The following is a 20,525-nucleotide window of genomic DNA, read 5'->3' on the forward strand; positions in this document are numbered from 1 at the left end:
GAAACTTCTGTCATATTGGCAAATAAACTCGCTCGCTGCACACGTGTCAATAACGCTGCCCCAGGCGGATACTCGCGAAGGTGAACCCGCTGCAGCGCTACATCGCCGACGAGATCGCCACCGACCACGTCGACGGCCTGTTGACCAGACGCGAAGCCATGCGTCGACTCTCTCTGCTCGGGTTAGGGACCGCGACAGCGACCGCGTTCCTCGCCGCCTGCTCGCCGGCAGAAGAACAGTCCGAAACTCCCAAGCCCTCGTCGGCTGCCGAAAGGGCAACTGCCCCAGTGCAACCACCCGGTATGGCGGACACGCTGCCCACATCGCCGATCTCGTGGGCCGGGTCAGCGGGTCAGTTGCAGGGGGCGTGGGCGCAGGGCGTCAATCCCAAGGGCAGCGTGCTGGTGATCCACGAGAACAAGGGGCTCAACGACTGGGTGCGATCGGTCGCCGGCCGATTGGCAGGCGCCGGGTATTCGGCGCTCGCCATAGACCTGCTGTCCGCGAAAGGCGGGACAGCCGCGTTCCGGGATCCCGCGGAGGCCACCGCGGCGCTGAGTGCCATCGCGCCGGAACAGTTCACCCACGACATGGACTCCGGTGTCGCGGAGCTAAAGCTTCGTGCACCGGGACAGAAGGTGGCCGTGGTCGGATTTTGCTTCGGCGGGGGACTGGTGTGGCAACTGCTGGCCGCCGGCGCGCTGGGAGTCTCGGCCGCGGTCCCGTTCTATGGACCGTTTCCGCCCAACCCCGACTTCACCGGGTCCAAGGCCGCTGTGCTGGCCATCTATGGCGCCCTGGACACCAGGGTCACCGGCTCACAGGCCACGGCCAAAGCCGCTCTCGATCGGTTCGGGCAGGTCAACGAGGTGGTAGTCGAGCCCAACGCGGATCACGCCTTCTTCAACGACACCGGCCCCCGCTACAACGCCACCGCCGCGGCCGACGCCTGGCAGCGCATGTTGGACTGGTTGAATCGCTACCTCACTCGATGACTCGCCAGCGATCGCGGCGACGAGGCCCTAGACGTCGGCGGGAGCCATCGACCGCGCCCGGCCGAGCGCAACCGGAAGGCTCGACCAACCCCGCAGCACCCGGGTATTTCGCCGCATCCCGGCACCAGCCGCAGCGGATGCAGGAGGTCGTCGCGCGCGACGCAGAACGGCACCGGGTCGTCGGCCACCGCGGGGTCGGCGATCAGCTTGGCCTGCATGTCAGCCCGCCGGACCCCGATCGTCGCGACGCCCCGGATGAACCCGTGCATCGCGAGCCAGTGCAACGGGCCTTCTCAGCACTCCGCGGTGATCTTGAAGTCCGTCGTGATGACCTTGTCGGGGTTGCTGCTGTTGATGCCGTAGGCGCTGCCGGTGATCGTGTACGCGCTGTTGTTCACGTCGACGTGAGCCTCGCCTACCCCGCCCTGCCAGAAGCTTCCGGTGAAGCCGTCGATATTGCGGATCTTGACCCATTGGGGGATGGCCCGAGAAGCGCTGAGCAGCACCACCGCTTCAACCTGGCCGTCACGGTCGCGGATATCGATGGTCCGGTAAGACTGCACCTGGCTGCATGCGGGCGGACGCGCCGGATGGCTGGCTCCGTCGATGGTCAGGCGCGCGGCGGCTCGCGGCGTCGTCTGCGGTTCCGCACAGCCCGCGACGCTGGCGGCTAGGGCAAACGCGACCGCGACCGACCTGTAGTGCACCACTTCAGTTCCTTACTGTCGCTTCGGCATCAGCCCGGGCAGCGATTTGGTGATGCGGCCGCGGACAAACTCCGGGCTCAGGCCCTTGAGCAGGTCGATGATGCGAATGGCCTTCGGCACGTACCAATGCAGCCGCTTCGGATTGTGGTAAGCCTGCCACGCGGCCTCGGCCACGCTGTTCGCCGGCATCAGCCGCAGCGTGCCCTTCTTGGGCGCGGTGGCGCGCAGCTCGTCAGCGGTCATCGGTGCGCCGCCATCGGCGGAGTGGTTGGGCGTCGTCGTCAGGATGGCGGTGTCGATCAGACCGGGCAGCACATCGGCGACCCGCACACCGTGGCGGTGCCATTCCACGCTCAGCGCCTCGGTCAGTCCTTTGACCGCGTGCTTGGTCGACGAATAGACCGCGATCCGCGGCATCCCGTAGGTGGCCGACGATGACGACGTCGAGAACATCAGGCTGCCGGGAGAGTTCTTGAGATAGGGCAGTGCGCCGTAGGCGCCGGTCAGCACCGCCTTGTAGTTCACCTCGACGACGCGCATCGTGGCTTCGTAAGGCACGTCTTCGAACCAGCCGGATTCGCCGATCCCGGCGTTGTTCCACATCATGTCCAGTCCGCCGCCGGCATTGCCGGCACAAAAGTCGGCCAGGGCGCCGTCCAGATCCGCCTTGACCGTGACGTCGACGGCGCGAGTCCATAGGCGCTCGTCGCCAAGCTCCCGGCCGAGCGCCGTCAGACCGTCAGCATTGCGATCCACGGCTCCGACCCGCCAGCCGTTGCCGTGAAAGAGCCTGACTCCTTCACGGCCCATGCCACTGCCCGCGCCTGTGATGAAGACCGATTTAACATCCCTGTTCCGGGAGCCCGACATGCAAGCCTTCCTACTCAGCCCGCCTCGACCACATCTTTGATCCGGTTGAGCGTCTTGGTCATATCACGGACGTTGCGGCGTTGGCGCAGAAAGCCGCCAAACAGCCAGTAGACCCCGAGCCACGGCGCGGGGCTGAGCCGAAATGACTCGGTCACATCCGTGCCAGCCCCCGACGGCGCCAAGCGGTAGTGCCAGTTGTTGACCGGCTTGTCGCCGAGAAAGACGGAGAAGCCGAATTCGCGGCCGGGCTCGCATGCGGTTACTTCGCAGGTCGTCCAATAGACCGGTCCGATCTCGTTTCTTTTAACGTGGCCGCGGAATTTGGCACCGACAGCCGGGCCGGTCGCGCCACCCAGCCACTCCGCTTCAAAGACCTCCGGGGAAAACTGTCCTGTCTTGCGGACATCCGAAATCAGACTCCAGATCTTGTTCGCGGGTGCCGCCATATGTACTGTCGCCGAACCTTCCATTGCCCGATCCAAACACATGCCTGGGCGTGAACATAGGCTGCGCGCGATTTGATCATCCGTGCGGAATGGCCGCCTGGATGAGGCCGTTGATGATTTCCTTAATGCCCTGCGCGGGGTGCGAGTACCACCCGATCGGGAGGCCCGACTGAGCGCCGCACTTAGGCCAGGGTTCGACACCCTGGTCTGCGAAAAGCCGGTTGGCAACCGCGATTTGCTCCTCTCGAGAAGCTGCGGCAGGATTGCCGACACCGCCGTAGGCGGCCCAGGTGGCCGGCTTGAACTGCAGCCCGCCGTATTCACCGTTTCCGGTGTTGGCGTGCCAGTTACCGCCGGACTCGCACTGCGCTATTGCGTCCCAGTTGGGTGTGGGCGCCGCACCGGCTTCGGCGGTCGCCGGTCCCAGGGTCGCCGCGAGGAACCCACCGACGACGGCGTACTTCACGAGAGGCTTCCCCAAGTTTCTCATGTCAAGCAATTCGGCATGTGTGTAGAAAGCGTTACCGATTTGATTGATTCACGAGATAAGATTTTTATGGCATTTCTATGGCAATGAAATCAGTCCGTCACACGCACCCAGGGCTTCTCGGAGCCGCACGATTAAGTGCAATAAGACTGTGTGGCCAGCGATAACGCGCGCTGATAGAGGTTGTCGAGCCGGCGGGCACGGATAACGACGGCCCTGGCGGCGTCGAGCTGCGAGCCGCACGCCGGTGCATGCAGGAGATCCCAGTCGATCACGATCTGGGTCAGCATCGTCTGGTTGAGACCGTCGATCGTCGATCGTGACACCGACAGGTCGGGCGAACCCGCGGGAGCGCTCGACGGGTTGAGTTTCCACTCCGCGAAGCGGCTGTATTCGATGGCGTCGGTGGCGTCGATCTGGTCCCCGAACACTCGGGTGACGTAGGTCGGGTCGAGGTGTTCGCCGACGGCATCGGCACCCAACGTCGTCAGTTCTTCTTCCACGCGGCCCGGATCCTCAATGGCGGCATGCGTGTTCCATTTGAAGGCGGCCACCGGCTCCGCAGTTTGCAACCGCTGTGCGGCCGCGTCGACCAGCTCGGTCAGCCCGCTGATGTCGGCTCGCGCGGGCATTGCCGGCAACAGGGCCGCCGGCAGCGCCAACGCCGCGATCAGAACGGCCCTTAACGCGCTACTGCGCCTGACGACGATCGTCAGGCGCAGTAGCGAAGTCCGGTGGGGCAGGCGATTATCCGCCGCCGCCGGGGGAAGCACCCAAGGTGGTCTGCAGGTCACCCTTCATCGCGTTGAGCTGGGCTCCCCAGTACTCCCAGCTGTGGGTTCCGTAGTTGGGGAAGTTGAACACGGCGTTGTGGCCGCCCGCTGCGTTGTAGGCATCTTGGAACTTCTTGTTGACACCGATCATGAAGTTGCTCTCCAGGAACGTGGCCGGCAAGTTTCCACCGCCCAGCTCGTTCGGAGTCCCGTTGCCGCAGTAAACCCAGAGCCGGGTGTTATTGGCAACGAGTTGGCCGACGTTGACCAAGGGGTCGTTGCGTTGCCATGCGGGGTCGCTGTCCGGCCCCCACATGTCTTCCTTCTTGTAGCCGCCGGCATCGCCCATCGCCAGACCTATCCAGCTCTGCCCGGTGGACGGGCTGAGGTAGCCGGACAGCGAACCGGCGTAAACGAACTGAGCAGGGTGGTAAATCGCCAGATTCATTGACGATGCACCGGCCATCGAGATGCCGACCGCGGCGCTGCCGTTCGCCTTGACGCTCCTTTGCGACGACAGGTACGCGGGCAGCTCGCTGGTCAGGAAGGTCTCCCACTTGTACGTCGAACAGCCGGCCTTCCCACACGCTGGGCGGTACCAGTCGGTGTAGAAGCTCGACTGGCCACCGACCGGCATGACTATTGACAGGCCTGATTTGTAATACCACTCGAACGCGGGGGTGTTGATGTCCCAGCCGTTGTAGTCGTCTTGGGCCCGTAGCCCGTCGAGCAGGTACACCGCGGGCGAGCCGTCGCCGCCGCTCTGGAATTGGACCTTGATATTGCGGCCCATGCCTGCAGACGGCACCTGCAGGTATTCGACGGGCAGGCCAGGTCGCGAGAATGCACTCGCGGTGGCCCCGCCGCCGGCAAGACCGATCAGACCCGGCAGGGCCACAGCCGCTGCCGCACCGACCAAAAGCCGGCGCCCCCAGGCCCGGATCTTCTCGCTCACGTCTGTCATACCTGCGCCCCTTGTCGGTCGTATGTCCTGGCATGGTGCCCTCGGCAGAATTTACCGTGTGAATAGGTCAAATGTCGATTGGGACGCGTTCTCATCGCAGTTTTGTATCCACTACTGGCAAAAATATACGGAGTGCGATAACTGATCGGGAAAGCTCGCGACCGCATCCGCACCGTCATTTACCGCACCCGCCAAGCAAAACACCAGGTAGAAGCCATACTGCGAAAATTGAGACACCGGGGAGTGGCGTGCGACAACAGGGACTACAAAAGTTGTCTAATCAAGATCGTCCGCCGATTTCGACACGCCCTACGCGACGTCCAATCGCCCGAACGGTTAGTTCCATTGACGCGTGGTACGCCGGCGGACCACCGTCGGCGACCCGGCGCCGCAGTGCTTGACGCGGTCGACAAATAGTTCGATTCCGTCGCCGATCGAGGGTGCGCCCAGGTTGTCCCGCGATCTGACATCGATGCAGCCGAACCCGCCACGACCGCGTAGGCTCTCACGGAGCAAGCCGATGGAGACCGAACGCTAACCCGGTCCGTACCGGCCCTCACGAATAGCCGCACCAGCGATTTGTGGTGCGCGACGGTTCGGCAGGGGGCGTCGGAGCCCGGGACGATTGAGGTGCAAACTTTGGACACGGTACTAGGGCTATCACTGACGCCGACCACCTTCGGGTGGGTCCTCGCTGAGGGGCACGGCGCAGACGGCACCATCCTGGACCACCAGGAAACGGCGCTCTACGCCGATGACGGCGTTCCCGCCGTGAGTACCGCCGAGCAGGTCGCACAGCAGGTCTTGCGGGTGGACGCGCAGGCCAGCGCGAGCGAGCATCACCTGCGCGTCGTCGGGGTGACATGGAACGACGAGGCGGCCGCGCAGGCCGCACTGCTGTTGGAAGCATTGACCGATGCCGGGTTCGACAATGTGGTGCCGGTTCGGTTGCTCGAAGCCGTCGAGACCCTGGCGCGGGCGATCGCCCCGGTCATCGGGTACGCGCAGACCGCGGTGTGCGTTCTCGAACACGAGTGGGCGACCGTCGTCATGGTCGACACCCATGACGACGAGACCCAAACGGTCGTCAAGCACATCAGCGGCGGGTTCGACGGGCTGCGATCCTGGTTGACCGGAATGTTTGACCGCAACGGATGGCGCCCGGGCGGCGTGGTTGTCGTCGGCGCGGACAGCGACATCGACGGCTTCTCGTGGCAACTCGAAAAGGCCCTGCCAGTACCGGTTTTCGCGCAGACGATGGCACAGGTGACGGTCGCACGCGGTGCGGCGCTGGCGGCGGCCCGAAGCACCGAGTTCACCGACGAGCGACTGATCGCGGACACCAGCGAACCGTCACCCGCCGCGCCGCCGAAGCGGCCTGGGCACTTGTCCTACGCCGGGGCCGTGACCGCGTTGGCCGCCGGGGCGATCACCTTCGTCTCATCGCTTGCGGTTGCCGTCGGTATTCAGCTCGCCCCCGACGCGGGGCGCGCACCGACGAAGCACGCGGCGCACGGACCGACGCCGCAGGTTGCCGAAGCCGTCACGCCCGCGGTCGCACCGCCACTGTCGGCCGAGCCATCCGCGCCGGGCTGGGCCGCTACCGGTGAGCCGGTTTCGCGGCCCGGCACACCGGAGGAGCAAGGCACCCCGACAGAGCAGCAACTCGACCCGAACGGGCCGCAGCCGTATTTGACGAGAGTGCTCGAACACATACCCGGCGGCGCCGGCGATCCAACGACGCCGAGCGAACCGCCGCAGCCTTAAAGTTCAAACACTCCGCAGCGGCAGCCTAGGGCTGCCGAATCGCGGTGCAGTAATAGGCACCGGCGGCCGGGTTGCCCGCGGCCGGGGGCACTTCGGGTAGCCCGTGGTCCGCGAACAATTCGTTCAGCGTCCTGACCTGTGTCTGCCAGCCGTGACGATTCAGATATGTGGCGACATCGTTGCGCTCGACGTCATAGCGCAAGTCGGCGAGTTCCACATCGAACCCGTGCGCGCGCCAGCGCTCCCCGGCGGCCGCAACCATGTCCGGCGCTTGCTCACCGTTTTCATCCGGCGGGGTACCGAAAATCTCGGCAGCCAGCCGACTTTCGGGCGTGCTGAGACCGGTGATGTTGTCCAGCAAACGATCCTGGGCATCCGGCGGCAGGAACGCAAGTAGGCCCTCGGCGATCCATGCACTGGGCGCAGTGGCATCGAATCCGTTTTCGCGCAGGGCTGTTGGCCAATCGTGCCGCAGATCGATCGGCACCGCCCGCAGCTCGGCCGTCGGCCGTGCGCCCAAATCGGCCAACGTGGAGGTTTTGAACTGGATCACTTCGGGCTGGTCGATCTCGAACACGGTGGCCCCAGTCGGCCAAGACAACCGGTAGGCACGCGCATCGAGCCCCGACGCCAGAATGACGGCCTGGCGGATGCCGGCGTCCATCGCGTCCCGGAAAAACGCGTCGAAGTACCGCGTCCGGGCACCCATCAGATCGGCCATCCGCTGCAAACCCCAGGGCTCGTCGGCTGCGTCGACGTCGGACGCGGCAATATCGCCGTTTGCCCATCGAGCGAGGAATTCGATTCCCACGGCTCGCACCAGGGGCTCGGCGAAGGGATCGTCGATCAGCGGGTTGTCGGCCTTCGTGGCGACCGCCCGAGCAGCGGCCACCATGGTGGCGGTCGCTCCGACACTGGTCGCCAGGTCCCACGAATCGTTGTCTGTACGAGGCATTTCGACCCCTTTCGAGAAGGCGAGAAAATAGATACTTAGCGGAATTAATGAATCCTCGACCGAGGATACACGCGCCGACGAGTACGGCCAGTGGAGTTCAATCGTCCTTGGCGTGAACCGCGGTAAAAGACAACGTCACGTCATCGGCGACCTGTACCGAGCCCATCAGCAGCGAGTACGGCTTGATGCCGTAGTCGGACTGGCGGACCGTGGATTCGGTGGATATTTGCCAGGAATCGCCGAGATCTTCTGTGCGCAAGTCGATTACGTGCGCTCGCTGTTTTCCGCGAATTTGAAGCGTGCCGGTGAGCCGGTAACCCTTTTCGGTCTCGTCGATATCGTCGGCGGTGAAGCGGATGTCGGGGAAGCGGTCGGCTTCCAATGAGCTCAACGCGTTCGAGCGCACCAGCGCTTTCTCGGGGCTCGAGAGGCCCTTGACGCCACCCTGGCTGTCGACCACCTCGAACGAGTCCGTGTCGACCGTGAGCTCGGCCGTAACGGGATCGGCGCCGGCCCAGCGCACCGTCGCCCGCCAACGCGTCATCGCGATCGTCAGGCGATGGCCAATGCGCGCGGCCCGGCCCTTGACGCCGGTACGAAGAAGCAGTTCGCCGTCAGCGGCGTCGAGAGTCCACAAGTCGGTCACAGGCCGACTGTATTCACATCGTCAAGATGGTGCGGTAGCGCGCTCGCCCTTGCTCCATGGCGGCGTAGCCGTCGGCGGCCTGCCCTAGCGGCAACTCCTCGATCCATGGCCGCACACCCGACAGCACGGCGAAATGCATTGTGTCTTCGACGTCTCTCGATGTGCCGGAGGGATGGCCGACAATACTCACCCCGGGGGTGATCAGCTGCACTGGACTGATCGGCAGCGGTTCCGTGGTGACGCCGATGGTGATCAACTCGCCTTGCGGCCGCAACCCGCCGACCGTGTCGGCCATCGCCGCGGAGTTGCCGGCGGTGCCCAACACAACCGCTGCCCCGCCGAGGGCCTGCAGTGCTTGAGCGACGTCACCACTGGTGGAATCGACGTAGTGGTGGGCACCCAGCTTTCGCGCGTCGGCTTCTTTTCCGGCGCCGCGTGCGATCGCGATGGTCTCGAAACCCATCGCCCGGGAGAACTGCACAGCGAGGTGGCCGAGTCCGCCGACACCGAGAATCGCGACTCGATCACCGGGCAACGCCTTGGTGTGACGCAACGCGTTGTACGTCGTGACGCCGGCGCAGCCCATCGGTGCGGCTTCCACATCGGACAGCTCGGACGGAATTCGGGCCAGCGCGTTGGCCGGCACCGTCACCGATTGCGCGTAGCCGCCGGGGTACTGCCAGCTCGGAACCTTCATGTTCGCGCAGTGGATGAAAATGCCCCGACGACATGGCTCGCAGCGGGCGCAGTTCCCACCAAACCAGCCGACGGCGACCCGGTCATCCACCGCGAAGCCTTCGACACCCTCGCCGAGTTCGGCTATGGTTCCAGCGATTTCGTGCCCCAGGGTGAGCGGCCACGTCATGTTCGGGAAGCCGCCGTTGGCGAACGCGCGGTCCGTGCCGCATACGCCGCAGGCCGTGACCTTCAGCCGTACCTCGTCGCGGCCCGGTCGTTTAGATTCGACCTCCGCCAGCTCCAAAGACCCACCGGGGGACTGTATTTGGACCGCTTGATGTGTCGCCATCGACCTACCCCCTCGAATCCCGCTTCAGTGCGCGACGGGACATCCGTTGGTGTTGTAGTCCACCTGCCAGTGCTTGATGCCGTTGAGCCATCCCGAACGCAGCCGCTCCGGCTTGCCGGCGGATTTCATATCGGGCATGGCGTCGGCGATCGCGTTGAACATCAGGTCGATCGTCATCCGCGCCAGGTTGGCCCCGACACAGTAGTGGGCGCCGGTGCCGCCGAATCCCACGTGCGGGTTGGGATTACGCAGGATGTTGAAGCTGAACGGGTCCTTGAAGACGTCCTCGTCGAAATTCGCCGAGCGGTAAACCATTACCACCCGTTGCCCCTTCTTGATCTGCACACCCGACAGCTCGTAATCCTCGAGCGCGGTGCGCTGGAACGATGTGACCGGAGTGGCCCAGCGGACGATTTCGTCGGCGGTGGTGGCGGGGCGCTCCCGCTTGTACAGCTCCCACTGGTCGGGGAAGTCGGTGAAGGCCATCATGCCTTGCGTGATCGAGTTTCGGGTCGTCTCGTTGCCGGCCACCGCCAGCAGAATGACGAAGAAACCGAACTCGTCGTCGGAGAGCTTGTGGCCGTCGATGTCGGCCTCGATCAGCTTGGTGACGATGTCTTCCCCGGGGTTTTGCGCCCGGTCGGCGGCCAACTGCATGGCGTAGGTGATCAGTTCGATCGAAGCGCCCATCGCATCGTTGCGGGCGAACTCGGGATCCTGGTCACCCACCATCTCATTGGACCAGTGGAACAGCTTCATGCGTTCTTCCTGCGGCACACCCAGCAGTCCGGCGATGGCCTGCAGCGGAAGCTCGCACGACACCTGCTCCACGAAATCGCCGGAACCCTCCGCGGCAGCCCTCTGCACGATCTGCCGGGCACGCTCGTTGAGGTCGTCGCGCAACCGTTCGACGGCGCGGGGAGTGAAGCCCCGGGAGATGATCTTGCGCAGCCGGGTGTGCTGCGGAGCGTCCATGTTGAGCAGGACGAATTTGCCCGTTTCGCGTTGCTGCTGGACGGTGCCGTCTTTGTAGCGGGGCAGGGCGGTGTTCTCGAGGCTGGAGAACACATCGCTTCGTATCGAAACCTCTTTCACGTCTTTGTGCTTGGACACCACCCAGTACCCGCCGTCGTCGAACCCGCCGCAGCCGTCCGGCTGCTCGTTCCACCAGATCGGTGCGGTCCGTCTCAGCTCGGCCAGCTCTTCGACCGGCAATCGCTCAGCGTGAATGTCTGGATCGGTGAAGTCGAATCCCGGAGGCAGGTTTGGGGTCGGCTTGGTGGTCGTCTTGGTAGTTGACAAGGCCCACTCCTCGATACGAAGTCTTCTAGTCGTATGTCTTGTGCCAAATAAACCACCGCAACACCACTGTTGGGAAGTACTGACCCAACTTCGACCGACCAAATTGCAACATGTTCAGCGTCAAGCGAGTTCATCAGTCTCGACAGGGCCGTCGGGGTCCCTGCGGGCAGGGCGCAACTGCCTGGGCCTTGTGGCCTGGACCACAGTCGATATGCTTTGGTCCAGGTCACCGGCACGGACGGACCAGGTGACGCTTACGCGAAGGGGTGGAGCGCATGATTCGCGAACTACTCGCCGCCGCTGCGGTCACGGCGGGCGCCGTCGCGGCGGCGCCGGGTGCGGCAGCCGGTTACGAGGGCGACGTGCCGAACATGAACTATCAGGCCTCGTTGGGCGCACCGTGCGACAACTACGAGCGTTTCATTTTCGGCCGAGGCCCCAGCGGCCAGGCTGAAGCGTGCCATTTTCCGCCGCCTAACCAGTTCCCGGCGGCGACCATTGGTTACTGGGTGATCTCGTATCCGCTGTACGGCGTCCAGCAGGCCGGTGCCAAGTGCCCGGGCCCGCAGGCCGCGGCGCAGTCCGATGCCGGACTTCCGATGCTCTGCCTGGGAGCTCAAGGCTGGCAAGAGGGTTGGTTCACCGGCGCAGGGTTCTTCCCCCCGTCGGGATAACGATCATGCGCGAAAGTCGCCCGGCTCAGAGTCCTATTCCCCGGTGGCTGCGCTTCGTGTTGGCGTCCGACCGTGCCGGCTCGGCCTGGTACATCGGGACCGGTTTCTTCTTCGCTCCGGTGCTCGCGGTCCTGTCGCCGTGGCCAGCGGTCACCGCCGCGCTCTGGGCGGTGATCGGACTGGCGGGCCTATCGCTGGGGCTGCTCGGCATCGCGATGGCCGTTGGGCTGGCGCGGATTCTGCGTTCCGGCGCCGAGATCCCGGAAGACTATTGGCGAAGCCTGGTCAACTACTGACCTACTAGAGTCGTATCAAAGTCCGGCAACGATAGGAGACTCCGGTGGCGGTCAATCCCAGAGACGCCGTGGACGCGGTCAAGGACATCGCGACCAATGCCGTCGAAAAGGCTTCGGACATCGTCGAAAACGCCAGCGACATCATCCGCGGCGATCTCAAGGGTGGTGTCAGCGGCATCGTCGAGAATTCGATCGACATCGCGACCCACGCTGTCGAAAGGACCAAAGAGGTCTTCACCGGCGGTAAGTACGACGTAGACGAGGACTAGCCGACAAGTAGTCGCCCGTTAGACGGTGGCGGCCTCGTTCAGCTCGTCGAGCCTGTTCGTCGCCTCCAGGTACTCCTGCACCCAGCGCTCGATCACGGTCGACGTCTTCTCCACCTTATTGAACTGACCGACGACCTGGCCGACGGGGTTGAACGCCACGTCGACGGATTCGTTCGGGTACCTGTTCGTGGCCCGCACGGCCATGCCGGACACCATGTACTGCAACGGCATACCAAGGGGCTTGGGGTTGTCCGGCTTCTCCCACGCTTCGGTCCAGTCGTTGCGCAGCATGCGGGCCGGCTTGCCGGTGAACGAGCGGCTGCGCACCGTGTCGCGGCTGCCGGCCTTGACGTATGCCTCCTGCTGTACCGGGGTGTTCGAGGATTCCTCGACCATCAACCATTGGGAGCCGGTCCACGCGCCTTGGCAGCCCAGCGCCAGGGCCGCGGCGATCTGCTGGCCGCTGCCGATGCCGCCCGCGCCGAGGACGGGGACCGGGGCGACCTCCTTGACGACCTGCGGCCACAGCACGATTGAGCCCACCTCACCGCAGTGCCCGCCGGCCTCGCCGCCCTGCGCGATGATGATGTCGATGCCCGCGTCGGCGTGCTTGCGGGCCTGCGAGGGGGAGCCGCACAGCGCGGCCACCTTGAGCCCGGCCTCGTGGATGTGTTTGATCATGTCGGCCGGCGGAGTGCCGAGCGCGTTGGCGATCATCTTCACCTTGGGGTGCTTGAGCGCCACCTCGACCTGCGGCGTGGCTGTCGCCTCGGTCCACCCGAGCAGCTGCAGGGTGTCGCCGTCGCTGTCCTCGACCGGCACGCCGTGATCCGCGAGGATTTTCTTTCCGAAGTCCAGGTATTCCTGCGGCACCATCGACTGAAGCTGTTTGGTCAGTTCTTCGGCCGACAGGTTCGAGTCCATGCCCTCGTACTTGTTCGGTATCACGATGTCGACGCCGTACGGGTGGTCGCCGATGTTCTCGTCAATCCAGTTGAGCTCGATCTCCAGCTGTTCGGGCGTGAAGCCGACCGCCCCGAGTACGCCGAACCCCCCGGCCTTGCTGACCGCCACCACGACGTCGCGACAGTGGGTGAAGGCGAAGATCGGGAACTCGATGCCGAGGTCGTCGCAAATAGGGGTGTGCATTACAACTCCTGGGATGCCGGCCGAATTGGAACGTGTTCTAGTTTAGTACCCACGCCGATGACGTGGCCAGGGGCCCCTCGCCTGCGCCCGGTAACTACGACGCGTTGCCCTGCCCCGTCAGGTCGACAGCGTGCGGACCACCCACAGAACCAGGAACGTGAGCATGCATCCGACGCAGCCGAGGCAGACCGACCGCGCCAGGCGGCTTTGCCCGGCCACGCTATCGGTGCGGTGCGCGAGCGAATTGCGTCGGGAACCGTCTGTGTCAGCGCCAGCATCGTCGGGATATCGGCAAGCCCGCCGAAACGGCGAGTAGCCAACCGGGATCGCGCGCCCCAGGGCAGCCTGAAACCCCAACGCGCCCAACACGATCAACACCACCAGAGCAATCATCCGGCTCATCGGTCGCGACGTGGTGGTCGCCCGGTGGTAATACCCCGCGATGGAAACGAGCATGGACTCGGGCAGTAGGGGACCATGCTCATCCACCACCGGTTCACCGCTTTGCCTCGTCCGCCGACGAGGTCAAACACATCGCCATCCGCGAACGACGACCTGCTTTATTGTTTCGCAGCAGGCCGAACAGGCACCGGGCTGCGGCTAACGAAGCCGCATTACGCGTCCGGGCGACGCTGGCCGGAACAAGCTCTAGATGCGGACATCGCGCCGCGAAATCACTTGCACCACTTACGTTTCAGTGGTTTCGCCGGGACGTTTTCTGTCGGTGGGCGGCCGTAAGATTCGAACATGGGTTCGAGTAGTCGCGAACAGGTGCAGGCAGACTACGACGCGTTGCGCGCTGTGATCTCCCGCATCCAACGCCACTCCTACGATTCGCTGACCACCCCCGAGCGCCTGGGGCTGTTGGAGGTACTCGAATGCGAGACGCGCCGACTTCAAGTTCCCGGTCACCAGCTGGTCAATCAGCTGGCCCAGCAAGCAACCCCTGACGAATTGGGCGGAAAACTCTCGCTTGCGTTGTCCGACCGCCTACATATCAGCCGAGCCGAGTCCGCGCGACGGGTAGCCGAGGCCGACGACCTGGGGCGACGTCGCGCGCTGACCGGCGAGCAGTTGGAACCCCGCTTGCCGGCCACGGCCGCGGCGCAGCGCGACGGCGCCATCGGGGCCAGCCACGTAAGGGTCATCCGCCAGTTCTTCGACGATTTGCCGGCCTGGGTGGACGTGGAAACCCAAGCACTCGCCGAACAACAATTGGCTCGGCGGGCCACCGAATTTCGCCCCGAGCAGGTGCGCAAGCTGGCAGATCGGCTCGCCTACTGCATCAACCCCGACGGCAACTTCAGCGACGTCGACCGCGCGCGACGGCGGGGGCTGCTGCTCGGCAAGCAGGAAATCGATGGGATGTCGCGGCTCAGCGGCTGGCTGACTGCGGAGACGCGCGCCACCATCGAAGCCGTGCTGGCGAAGTTGGCCGCTCCCGGCATGTGCAACCCCGACGACCTCACGCCGGTCATCGACGGCACACCGGGGGAGGAAGCAATCCAGCGAGATTCGCGCTCGGCGATCCAACGCAACCATGACGGACTGCAGGCCGCGCTGCGCGCCGTACTGGCGAGTGGAGAATTGGGCCAGCACAACGGGTTGCCGGCAACAATCATCGTGACCACCACGCTGCAGGAATTGGAAGCCGCGGCGGGCACCGCTCTCACCGGCGGCGGCACCCTGCTGCCCATGAGTGACGTCATCCGCATGGCCCGCCATGCCCACCACTATCTGGCGATCTTCGACAACGGCCGCCCGCTAGCCCTTCATCACGCCAAGAGATTGGCCTCTCCGGGGCAACGAATTGTGCTCTACGCCAAGGACCGTGGCTGCTCGGCGCCCGGCTGCGACTTACCCGGTTATCTCTGCGAAGTCCACCACATCGACGACTACGCGATATGCCGGTCGACGGATATGGACAACCTCACGTTCGCCTGCCGGCCGCACCATCGGTTGATCAAGCCCGGCGGCTGGAAGACCCGCAACCGCGCCAATGGCGACACGGAATGGATTCCACCGCCACATCTTGATCGAGGCCAACCGCGGGTCAACACCTTCCACCACCCCGAGAGGTTGCTGGGCGACGACGATGAGGAGTAGTTCGACATCACTTACGGGCCTGTTCTACGAGCTTCATCAGAAGGGGTGAAGCGAGGCTCAGCCCGCCCCCACCGTCGCCGCGATCCTCGATGCCAAAGCACGGAACCAGGTTGCGGATCGCATTGTCGCGGACCATTTTTGACGGGTAGTGCGGCACCTCAGGCGGCTCTGTGGACGTGGGGGTTGGTGACCAACCAACCGTGTCCGGCGTCGTACCGGGCCAGTTCGTTGGGCGCAGTGCGAACGATGGCGTATGACTGAAGGCGACAGTTGGCGCCAGCCGGGTGAACGTGCCCGACGGCGCGATCTGATCGACCGCGAAGTCGACGAGGTCGGCGCTGCCCGTCGGGGCGTATTCCTCGGCATCTTGCGGCTCGACGACCGACAGCGCCGCCATGGCGCAGCGGGTCAGCGCGGCGGCCACTTTCCAGTAGCCGCCGCGGGTTTCGCGTTCGGCCAAGGCCGCGACGGTGCCGATTGCGCCCAGGTAGCCGGTGAGGTAGTCGTTCATCAATACCGACACCACCGTTGGTGCCGGCAGGTTCTCCGAGTGCACGTGCATGATTCCTGTGACCGCTTGGCCGATCTGCTCGAATCCGGGCCGCGCATGCCACGGGGTCGAGGGCGCGTAACACGACGCCTCGGCCAACACCAGATTCGGGTTGATCTGTTTGAGGCCGGCGTCGCCGAGTCCCAGACGCGCCAGGACGCCCGGACGCTGGCTGGACACCAGAACATCCGCGTCGGCAAGCAACTCGGCTAACCGTCCACGCCCAGTACGGCTCTTGATATCCAGCACGATATTGCGTTTGCCCCAGCTGACGTCCATCCATAGCGGAAGCACCCAATCGCCGATCGGAGGTTGGACCTTGATGACCTCGGCACCCTGCTCGGCAAGTAGGCGCCCGATGGTGGGGCCGGCGACGAGGTGAGTCAGCTCGATGACGCGGACCCCCTCCAACGGCCGATGCAGCGCCGCGCCGAGCCGGCGGTTACCGCCGCGACCGTCACCCGCGATGTCGACCATCGGATGTTCGGCCGTCGCTGCGCCCTGGGGCAGCGCGTTCCACTCGTCCGGGCTGCGGACGACGCCCAGCGCCAGATTCGCCGTGGCGGCCTCGTCCTCAAGTTGTTGCGCGGGTTTCTTTTCCACCGCCGCCTGGATCGCCGCGGCGGTGTTCGCGCACCCCAGGTAGCCGAGCAGCGCGTCCCGCAGGTGCGGATGCAGCCCGATCATCGTGACGTAACGGTTGTCCGCGCTGCGGTAGGTGCCGTTGTCCGGGCCGATCGGCCAGGTGTCCATCAAGGTGCCGTAGCCGTTGAGGAAGTGCAGTTGGCCCGAGTTGAGCGCCAGCCCGCAATGTCGGCGGTTCAACGTCATCGTCTGCTCGGGCATGCCGCGTAGCGCGGCGATGTGCTCGACCACCGAGCCAAACGCGGCCATCACGCCGACCGCGTAGTCATGAACTTTGATGGGGCTCCGGCAATAAGAAAGCCCCGGCTCGACGGTGATCTTCGCCGGGTCGATCGGGAACGGGAGGGCGGCCGCAACGGCGTCATATATCGATCTCTGCAATGGGTGGGTGATCATGGCCTGACTTTCCGAGTTAATTGCGTTGCGAGAACGCAGCTTTGATGGCGGGCAGCGCAGCGGCCCAGTCGTTGCGAGCGGCACCGTGCCCGACTTGATCGTCGACCGGTGGCAGCGTGGCGTCGATGGACCCGGTACCAAACGTGGCGCGCCGCGGTTTGTCAGCGCGAACAAGCCTGCGGTGCTGAGCGACTCGTCTACGCTCAGGGCTCATGGCCGCCGCCGACGTCGACGCCCAGGTTGTCAAGATCGGGTCCATCCTCAATTCTCAGGTCGACGACCTGGTGCGCAAGGTGGTGGCGGCGATCCGCTCGGAAGTCGATTTCTACAAGAACACCGCGGTGCTGCCCGACGACGAGTTGGTGCGCGCCACCTCCGACAACCTCCGATTCGTGTTCCAAGCGATCGAGGTGGGCACGCCGTTTGACACCTCGCCCGCGGTGGTGACCGGCGGCAAACGGGCCGAAGCGGGGGTGCCGTTGCCGGCCGTCATGGATGCGTTCCGGGTGGCGTCGCACCAATTGTGGGAGGTGATGATCGAGCTCGCGGGCGCCCATCCCGACATCAGCGGCCGGGCGCTGATCGTCGCCACTTCCAGGTTCTGGAATGGCCAAGACCTCTACACCGACGCGATGACCCGCGCATATCGCCAGCAGGCGACGTATCAGGTGGTCGAGGACGAGGCCGAACGGGCCGCGCTGGCCGAGGCACTGCTCGACGGACGCCCGACGGGCGACTACAGCCTGTGGGAAATTGCCCAGCTGCTGCGCATTCCAGCACGCGGGCCGTATCTGGTGGTGGCTGCCACCACACCCACCGTGGGAAAGCAGGCACTGCCCGGCATCAGCGAAAAACTGCGCAGCGCCGATATCTTCTCGGCCTGGCGGCTGCTGCCCGATCTGCAGACCGGAATCGCTTATATCCCGTCGACCGCCGCCCACGACAAGTTGTTGGAGCTACTGAAGCGAGTAGCCACCACGCGAGTTGGCGTCAGTCCATTGTTCGACGACCTCGTCGACACCGCCCAGGCGCTGCGATATGCGCGGATAGCGTTGACCGCTCGCGCGACCACGGGTGGCAAGGTAACGGTGTTCGAGGATTCTGTGCTGGGCGTGGCCGCCGTCAGCGCACCCGAGGTGAACGGCAAGCTCGCCCACATCGTGCTCGGCACGTTCACCGACCTGCCCAGCGCCGAGCAAGACGTCCTGGGCAACACTTTCGCCGCCTGGCTCGACAACAAGGGATCGGTGTCGAAGGCTGCCGAGCAGCTGATCTGCCATCCGAACACGGTGCGTTACCGGTTGCGACGCATCGAGGAACACACCGGCCGGTCTTTGTCAGAGCCACGCGAGCTCGCTGAACTCTGCTTAGGGTTCGAGATTTACCAACGGATGTCGTGAGATCGGGGACCCAGTCGCCACCCGCGGCCAACGACCCTTGATCGGCTCCATCGGCAACAGGTAGCGTAGTGCTGCCAATTACGAAACGGCGAGTAGCGTAATCGGATTCCCCTCCACCGAAAGGATCGGCTCGATGCGCAGCCCCTACTCCGGCCGCCCTTTCACCACGTCAACGCCGGAGATCGCGGCTGCCTTGGAGGATGTCAGCATCCCCACGCTGCTGCTGTCGCTCGTGCACATCACCGGCGACCCGCGATTCATTCGCGATTTCAAGCAGATGGGTATCTTTCTCAACGAGGTGCAGGGGTTCATGTCGGAGGACGACAAGGCGCGTGCCCGCGCCGAGGCGCTGACCGCGATCACCGACTATCGCGAGCGGGGCTGTCCCGAACCGGAGCCACTGAACCCGGAGCTCATCCGGGAAATGCTGGACTGGGCGGCCTGCGAACACGTTCCCGACGACTACCTGGCGCTGGTGTCGGAAGAACTGGACCTCGCCGGGACCGATCCACGCCGGCCGGCGGCAATACCGGCCGATCGCGCGGCCGACCTGCCGGTCCTCGTCGTCGGGTGCGGGGAATCCGGCCTGTTGGCCGGCGTTCGGCTCAAACAAGCCAACATCCCCTTCACGATCGTTGAGAAGAACGCCGGCCCCGGCGGAACATGGTGGGAGAACAGTTATCCCGGGGCTCGCGTGGATGTGGCGAACCACTTCTATTGCTACAGCTTCGAACCCAACAATGACTGGACGCATTTCTTCGCCGAACAGGACGAGCTGCAGCACTACTTCGCCAAGGTGATGAAAAAGCACGAGCTGTCCGAGCAAATACGGTGGAACACCGAGGTTCTGGCCGCCGAATGGAACGACGACGAGGGAATGTGGCGCGTTTCGCTGCGCGATGCCGACGGACAGAGCAGCACGCTTCGGGTGCGAGCCGTGATCACCGCGGTCGGTCAGCTCAACCGGCCGCAGATCCCCGAATTCGACGGCGCCGAAAGCTTCGAGGGGCCGTCTTTTCACTCCGCCGGCTGGGACCACTCGGTTGACGTCGCCGGCTTGCGGGTCGCATTGATCGGGGCCGGCGCCAGCGGTTTCCAGATAGCGCCCGCCATCGCCGACGACGTCGAACAGCTCACCGTGTTCCAGCGGACCGCCCAGTGGATGTTTCCGAACCCGATGTACCACGACGAAGTCGGCGACGGCGTGCGCTGGGCGATGCGCCACCTGCCGTTCTACGGCAGGTGGTATCGGTTTCTGGTCCTGTGGCCCGGATCGGACAAGGGCCTCGACGCGGCGGAAGCCGACCCGAACTACGCCGATCAAGACGCGGCCGTGAGCGACATCAATGCCGCCGCCGCGATGATGTTCTCCCAGTGGATCACCAGCCAGATCGGCGACGGACCGGACGCCCAAGAGCTGTTGGCCAAGGTGATGCCCGACTATCCCGCCTGCGGCAAACGCACCCTGCAGGACAACGGCAGCTGGTTGCAGACGCTGCAGCGCGACGACGTCGAACTGGTCCGCACCCCGATCCAGAAGATCACGCCCCACGGGGTCGTCACCGAAGACGGTGTGGAGCACGACGTCGACGTCATCGTCTACGCCACCGGGTTCCGGCACACCGACGTGTTGTGGCCGCTAAAAGTGACGGGCCGCAACGGAATCGACCTGCACGAGATGTGGGGGAGCCGCCCGTATGCCTACCTGGGCATCACGGTTCCGGATTTCCCGAACTTCTTCATTATCTACGGGCCCGGCACCCACCTCGCCCACGGCGGCAGCCTGATCTTCCAGTCCGAACTGCAGATGCGCTACATCGACCAGTGCCTCGAGCGCCTCGCAGACGCGGACGTACATTCGATAGAACCCGAGACCGAAGCCGCCACCGACTGGCATCGACGGACGCAGACCCAAATCAAGAAAATGGTGTGGTCACATCCCGCGGTCAAACACTCCTACTTCAAGAACGCCGACGGGGAGATCCACACCGTCAGTCCGTGGCGCCTCAACGAGTACTGGGCCGCGGTGCGCGAGCCCGATTGGTCCCAATTTGTTGTGCGACGCCGCAGTTCGTAATTCCATCAGAAAGTGAGCACGCCG

General features: G+C 64.7%; 21 protein-coding genes and 2 pseudogenes. 8 read left to right on the forward strand and 15 right to left on the reverse strand.

The window, feature by feature from the left end:
- The first annotated feature begins 80 nt into the window (after positions 1–80).
- Positions 81–995 carry a dienelactone hydrolase family protein gene (locus OK015_RS15700; protein ID WP_268124219.1) on the forward strand — a complete coding sequence of 305 codons (915 nt, stop codon included), beginning with the start codon at positions 81–83 and terminating at the stop codon, positions 993–995.
- Positions 996–1,022: 27 nt separating this feature from the next.
- Here OK015_RS15700 and OK015_RS29260 read toward each other — a convergent pair.
- The 8 genes and pseudogenes from OK015_RS29260 to OK015_RS15735 all read right to left on the reverse strand — a co-directional run.
- Positions 1,023–1,184: pseudogene (locus OK015_RS29260) on the reverse strand (cytochrome P450); the annotation flags it as partial.
- Positions 1,160–1,264, reverse strand: a pseudogene (locus tag OK015_RS15705) (hypothetical protein); the annotation flags it as partial. The pseudogenes OK015_RS29260 and OK015_RS15705, both read right to left, overlap by 25 nt.
- Positions 1,265–1,288: 24 nt before the next feature.
- A complete protein-coding gene (locus tag OK015_RS15710) occupies positions 1,289–1,702 on the reverse strand; it encodes a lipoprotein LpqH (protein WP_268132781.1) in 414 nt (137 codons plus the stop codon).
- 12 nt (positions 1,703–1,714) lie between these two features.
- Complete coding sequence (locus tag OK015_RS15715; RefSeq protein ID WP_268124221.1) at positions 1,715–2,572, reverse strand: SDR family oxidoreductase; 858 nt, start codon at positions 2,570–2,572, stop codon at positions 1,715–1,717.
- 14 nt (positions 2,573–2,586) lie between these two features.
- On the reverse strand, positions 2,587–3,060 hold the full coding sequence (locus tag OK015_RS15720; RefSeq protein WP_268124223.1) for an SRPBCC family protein: 474 nt from the start codon (positions 3,058–3,060) through the stop codon (positions 2,587–2,589).
- 34 nt (positions 3,061–3,094) lie between these two features.
- On the reverse strand, positions 3,095–3,508 hold the full coding sequence (gene rpfC / locus OK015_RS15725; protein ID WP_268124225.1) for a resuscitation-promoting factor RpfC: 414 nt from the start codon (positions 3,506–3,508) through the stop codon (positions 3,095–3,097).
- 131 nt (positions 3,509–3,639) lie between these two features.
- Positions 3,640–4,137 (reverse strand): chorismate mutase, encoded by a 498-nt coding sequence (locus OK015_RS15730; RefSeq protein ID WP_268132783.1) that lies wholly within the window; start codon positions 4,135–4,137, stop codon positions 3,640–3,642.
- A gap of 115 nt (positions 4,138–4,252) precedes the next feature.
- Complete coding sequence (locus OK015_RS15735; RefSeq protein ID WP_268124227.1) at positions 4,253–5,242, reverse strand: esterase family protein; 990 nt, start codon at positions 5,240–5,242, stop codon at positions 4,253–4,255.
- 639 nt (positions 5,243–5,881) lie between these two features.
- On the opposite strand from OK015_RS15735, the gene OK015_RS15740 reads away from it, so the two are divergent.
- Positions 5,882–7,009 carry a DUF7159 family protein gene (locus OK015_RS15740; RefSeq protein ID WP_268124229.1) on the forward strand — a complete coding sequence of 376 codons (1,128 nt, stop codon included), beginning with the start codon at positions 5,882–5,884 and terminating at the stop codon, positions 7,007–7,009.
- 25 nt (positions 7,010–7,034) lie between these two features.
- On the opposite strand, the gene OK015_RS15745 is transcribed toward OK015_RS15740, so the two are convergent.
- The 4 genes from OK015_RS15745 to OK015_RS15760 all read right to left on the reverse strand — a co-directional run bounded on the left by OK015_RS15745 (position 7,035) and on the right by OK015_RS15760 (position 10,939).
- Positions 7,035–7,964 carry an SAM-dependent methyltransferase gene (locus OK015_RS15745; protein ID WP_268124231.1) on the reverse strand — a complete coding sequence of 310 codons (930 nt, stop codon included), beginning with the start codon at positions 7,962–7,964 and terminating at the stop codon, positions 7,035–7,037.
- 97 nt (positions 7,965–8,061) lie between these two features.
- A complete protein-coding gene (locus OK015_RS15750) occupies positions 8,062–8,601 on the reverse strand; it encodes a YceI family protein (RefSeq protein WP_442791305.1) in 540 nt (179 codons plus the stop codon).
- 22 nt (positions 8,602–8,623) lie between these two features.
- Positions 8,624–9,637: an alcohol dehydrogenase gene (locus OK015_RS15755; RefSeq protein WP_268124235.1), complete on the reverse strand. Its 1,014-nt coding sequence runs from the start codon at positions 9,635–9,637 to the stop codon at positions 8,624–8,626.
- Positions 9,638–9,661: 24 nt separating this feature from the next.
- Positions 9,662–10,939: a cytochrome P450 gene (locus tag OK015_RS15760; RefSeq protein ID WP_268124237.1), complete on the reverse strand. Its 1,278-nt coding sequence runs from the start codon at positions 10,937–10,939 to the stop codon at positions 9,662–9,664.
- A gap of 275 nt (positions 10,940–11,214) precedes the next feature.
- On the opposite strand from OK015_RS15760, the gene OK015_RS15765 reads away from it, so the two are divergent.
- From OK015_RS15765 to OK015_RS15775, 3 genes are read left to right on the forward strand one after another with little or no spacing between them, the layout of a single operon-like run.
- A complete protein-coding gene (locus OK015_RS15765; RefSeq protein WP_268124239.1) occupies positions 11,215–11,613 on the forward strand; it encodes a hypothetical protein in 399 nt (132 codons plus the stop codon).
- 5 nt (positions 11,614–11,618) lie between these two features.
- Entirely contained in the window at positions 11,619–11,909 is a 291-nt protein-coding gene (locus tag OK015_RS15770; RefSeq protein WP_268124241.1) for a hypothetical protein, read from the forward strand.
- Positions 11,910–11,953: 44 nt separating this feature from the next.
- Positions 11,954–12,178, forward strand: a complete 225-nt coding sequence (locus tag OK015_RS15775; protein ID WP_268124243.1) for an Rv1893 family protein — start codon at positions 11,954–11,956, stop codon at positions 12,176–12,178.
- Between the two features lie 18 nt (positions 12,179–12,196).
- On the opposite strand, the gene OK015_RS15780 is transcribed toward OK015_RS15775, so the two are convergent.
- The gene (locus OK015_RS15780; protein ID WP_268124245.1) at positions 12,197–13,327 is read right to left on the reverse strand and encodes a nitronate monooxygenase; all 1,131 of its coding nucleotides are present in this window, start codon (positions 13,325–13,327) and stop codon (positions 12,197–12,199) included.
- Positions 13,328–13,444: 117 nt separating this feature from the next.
- On the reverse strand, positions 13,445–13,816 hold the full coding sequence (locus tag OK015_RS15785) for a hypothetical protein (RefSeq protein ID WP_268124247.1): 372 nt from the start codon (positions 13,814–13,816) through the stop codon (positions 13,445–13,447).
- Positions 13,817–14,074: 258 nt separating this feature from the next.
- Here OK015_RS15785 and OK015_RS15790 point away from each other — a divergent pair, with 258 nt between their 5' ends.
- Entirely contained in the window at positions 14,075–15,433 is a 1,359-nt protein-coding gene (locus OK015_RS15790) for an HNH endonuclease signature motif containing protein (RefSeq protein WP_268124250.1), read from the forward strand.
- Between the two features lie 7 nt (positions 15,434–15,440).
- Here OK015_RS15790 and OK015_RS15795 read toward each other — a convergent pair whose 3' ends face one another.
- The gene (locus OK015_RS15795) at positions 15,441–17,024 is read right to left on the reverse strand and encodes a CoA transferase (protein WP_268124252.1); all 1,584 of its coding nucleotides are present in this window, start codon (positions 17,022–17,024) and stop codon (positions 15,441–15,443) included.
- A 212-nt stretch (positions 17,025–17,236) separates the two neighbouring features.
- Here OK015_RS15795 and OK015_RS15800 point away from each other — a divergent pair, with 212 nt between their 5' ends.
- Both OK015_RS15800 and OK015_RS15805 read left to right on the forward strand, forming a co-directional pair.
- Positions 17,237–18,424 (forward strand): PucR family transcriptional regulator, encoded by a 1,188-nt coding sequence (locus OK015_RS15800; RefSeq protein ID WP_268124253.1) that lies wholly within the window; start codon positions 17,237–17,239, stop codon positions 18,422–18,424.
- Positions 18,425–18,557: 133 nt separating this feature from the next.
- Positions 18,558–20,501 (forward strand): flavin-containing monooxygenase, encoded by a 1,944-nt coding sequence (locus tag OK015_RS15805; RefSeq protein WP_268124255.1) that lies wholly within the window; start codon positions 18,558–18,560, stop codon positions 20,499–20,501.
- Positions 20,502–20,525: the final 24 nt, after the last annotated feature.

This window comes from Mycobacterium sp. Aquia_216 (assembly GCF_026723865.1).
Taxonomy (GTDB): domain Bacteria; phylum Actinomycetota; class Actinomycetes; order Mycobacteriales; family Mycobacteriaceae; genus Mycobacterium.

Excerpts from the sequence above, each read along its gene's own strand:
- OK015_RS15805 (WP_268124255.1), top strand. The coding sequence starts at position 18,558 with ATGCGCAGCCCCTACTCCGGCCGCCCTTTCACCACGTCAACGCCGGAG.
- rpfC (WP_268124225.1), bottom strand. The coding sequence starts at position 3,508 with ATGAGAAACTTGGGGAAGCCTCTCGTGAAGTACGCCGTCGTCGGTGGG.
- OK015_RS15780 (WP_268124245.1), bottom strand. The coding sequence starts at position 13,327 with ATGCACACCCCTATTTGCGACGACCTCGGCATCGAGTTCCCGATCTTC.
- OK015_RS15715 (WP_268124221.1), bottom strand. The coding sequence starts at position 2,572 with ATGTCGGGCTCCCGGAACAGGGATGTTAAATCGGTCTTCATCACAGGC.
- OK015_RS15730 (WP_268132783.1), bottom strand. The coding sequence starts at position 4,137 with ATGCCCGCGCGAGCCGACATCAGCGGGCTGACCGAGCTGGTCGACGCG.
- OK015_RS15745 (WP_268124231.1), bottom strand. The coding sequence starts at position 7,964 with ATGCCTCGTACAGACAACGATTCGTGGGACCTGGCGACCAGTGTCGGA.
- OK015_RS15765 (WP_268124239.1), top strand. The coding sequence starts at position 11,215 with ATGATTCGCGAACTACTCGCCGCCGCTGCGGTCACGGCGGGCGCCGTC.
- OK015_RS15720 (WP_268124223.1), bottom strand. The coding sequence starts at position 3,060 with ATGTGTTTGGATCGGGCAATGGAAGGTTCGGCGACAGTACATATGGCG.
- OK015_RS15800 (WP_268124253.1), top strand. The coding sequence starts at position 17,237 with ATGGCCGCCGCCGACGTCGACGCCCAGGTTGTCAAGATCGGGTCCATC.
- OK015_RS15795 (WP_268124252.1), bottom strand. The coding sequence starts at position 17,024 with ATGATCACCCACCCATTGCAGAGATCGATATATGACGCCGTTGCGGCC.
- OK015_RS15770 (WP_268124241.1), top strand. The coding sequence starts at position 11,619 with ATGCGCGAAAGTCGCCCGGCTCAGAGTCCTATTCCCCGGTGGCTGCGC.
- OK015_RS15790 (WP_268124250.1), top strand. The coding sequence starts at position 14,075 with ATGGGTTCGAGTAGTCGCGAACAGGTGCAGGCAGACTACGACGCGTTG.
- OK015_RS15755 (WP_268124235.1), bottom strand. The coding sequence starts at position 9,637 with ATGGCGACACATCAAGCGGTCCAAATACAGTCCCCCGGTGGGTCTTTG.
- OK015_RS15735 (WP_268124227.1), bottom strand. The coding sequence starts at position 5,242 with ATGACAGACGTGAGCGAGAAGATCCGGGCCTGGGGGCGCCGGCTTTTG.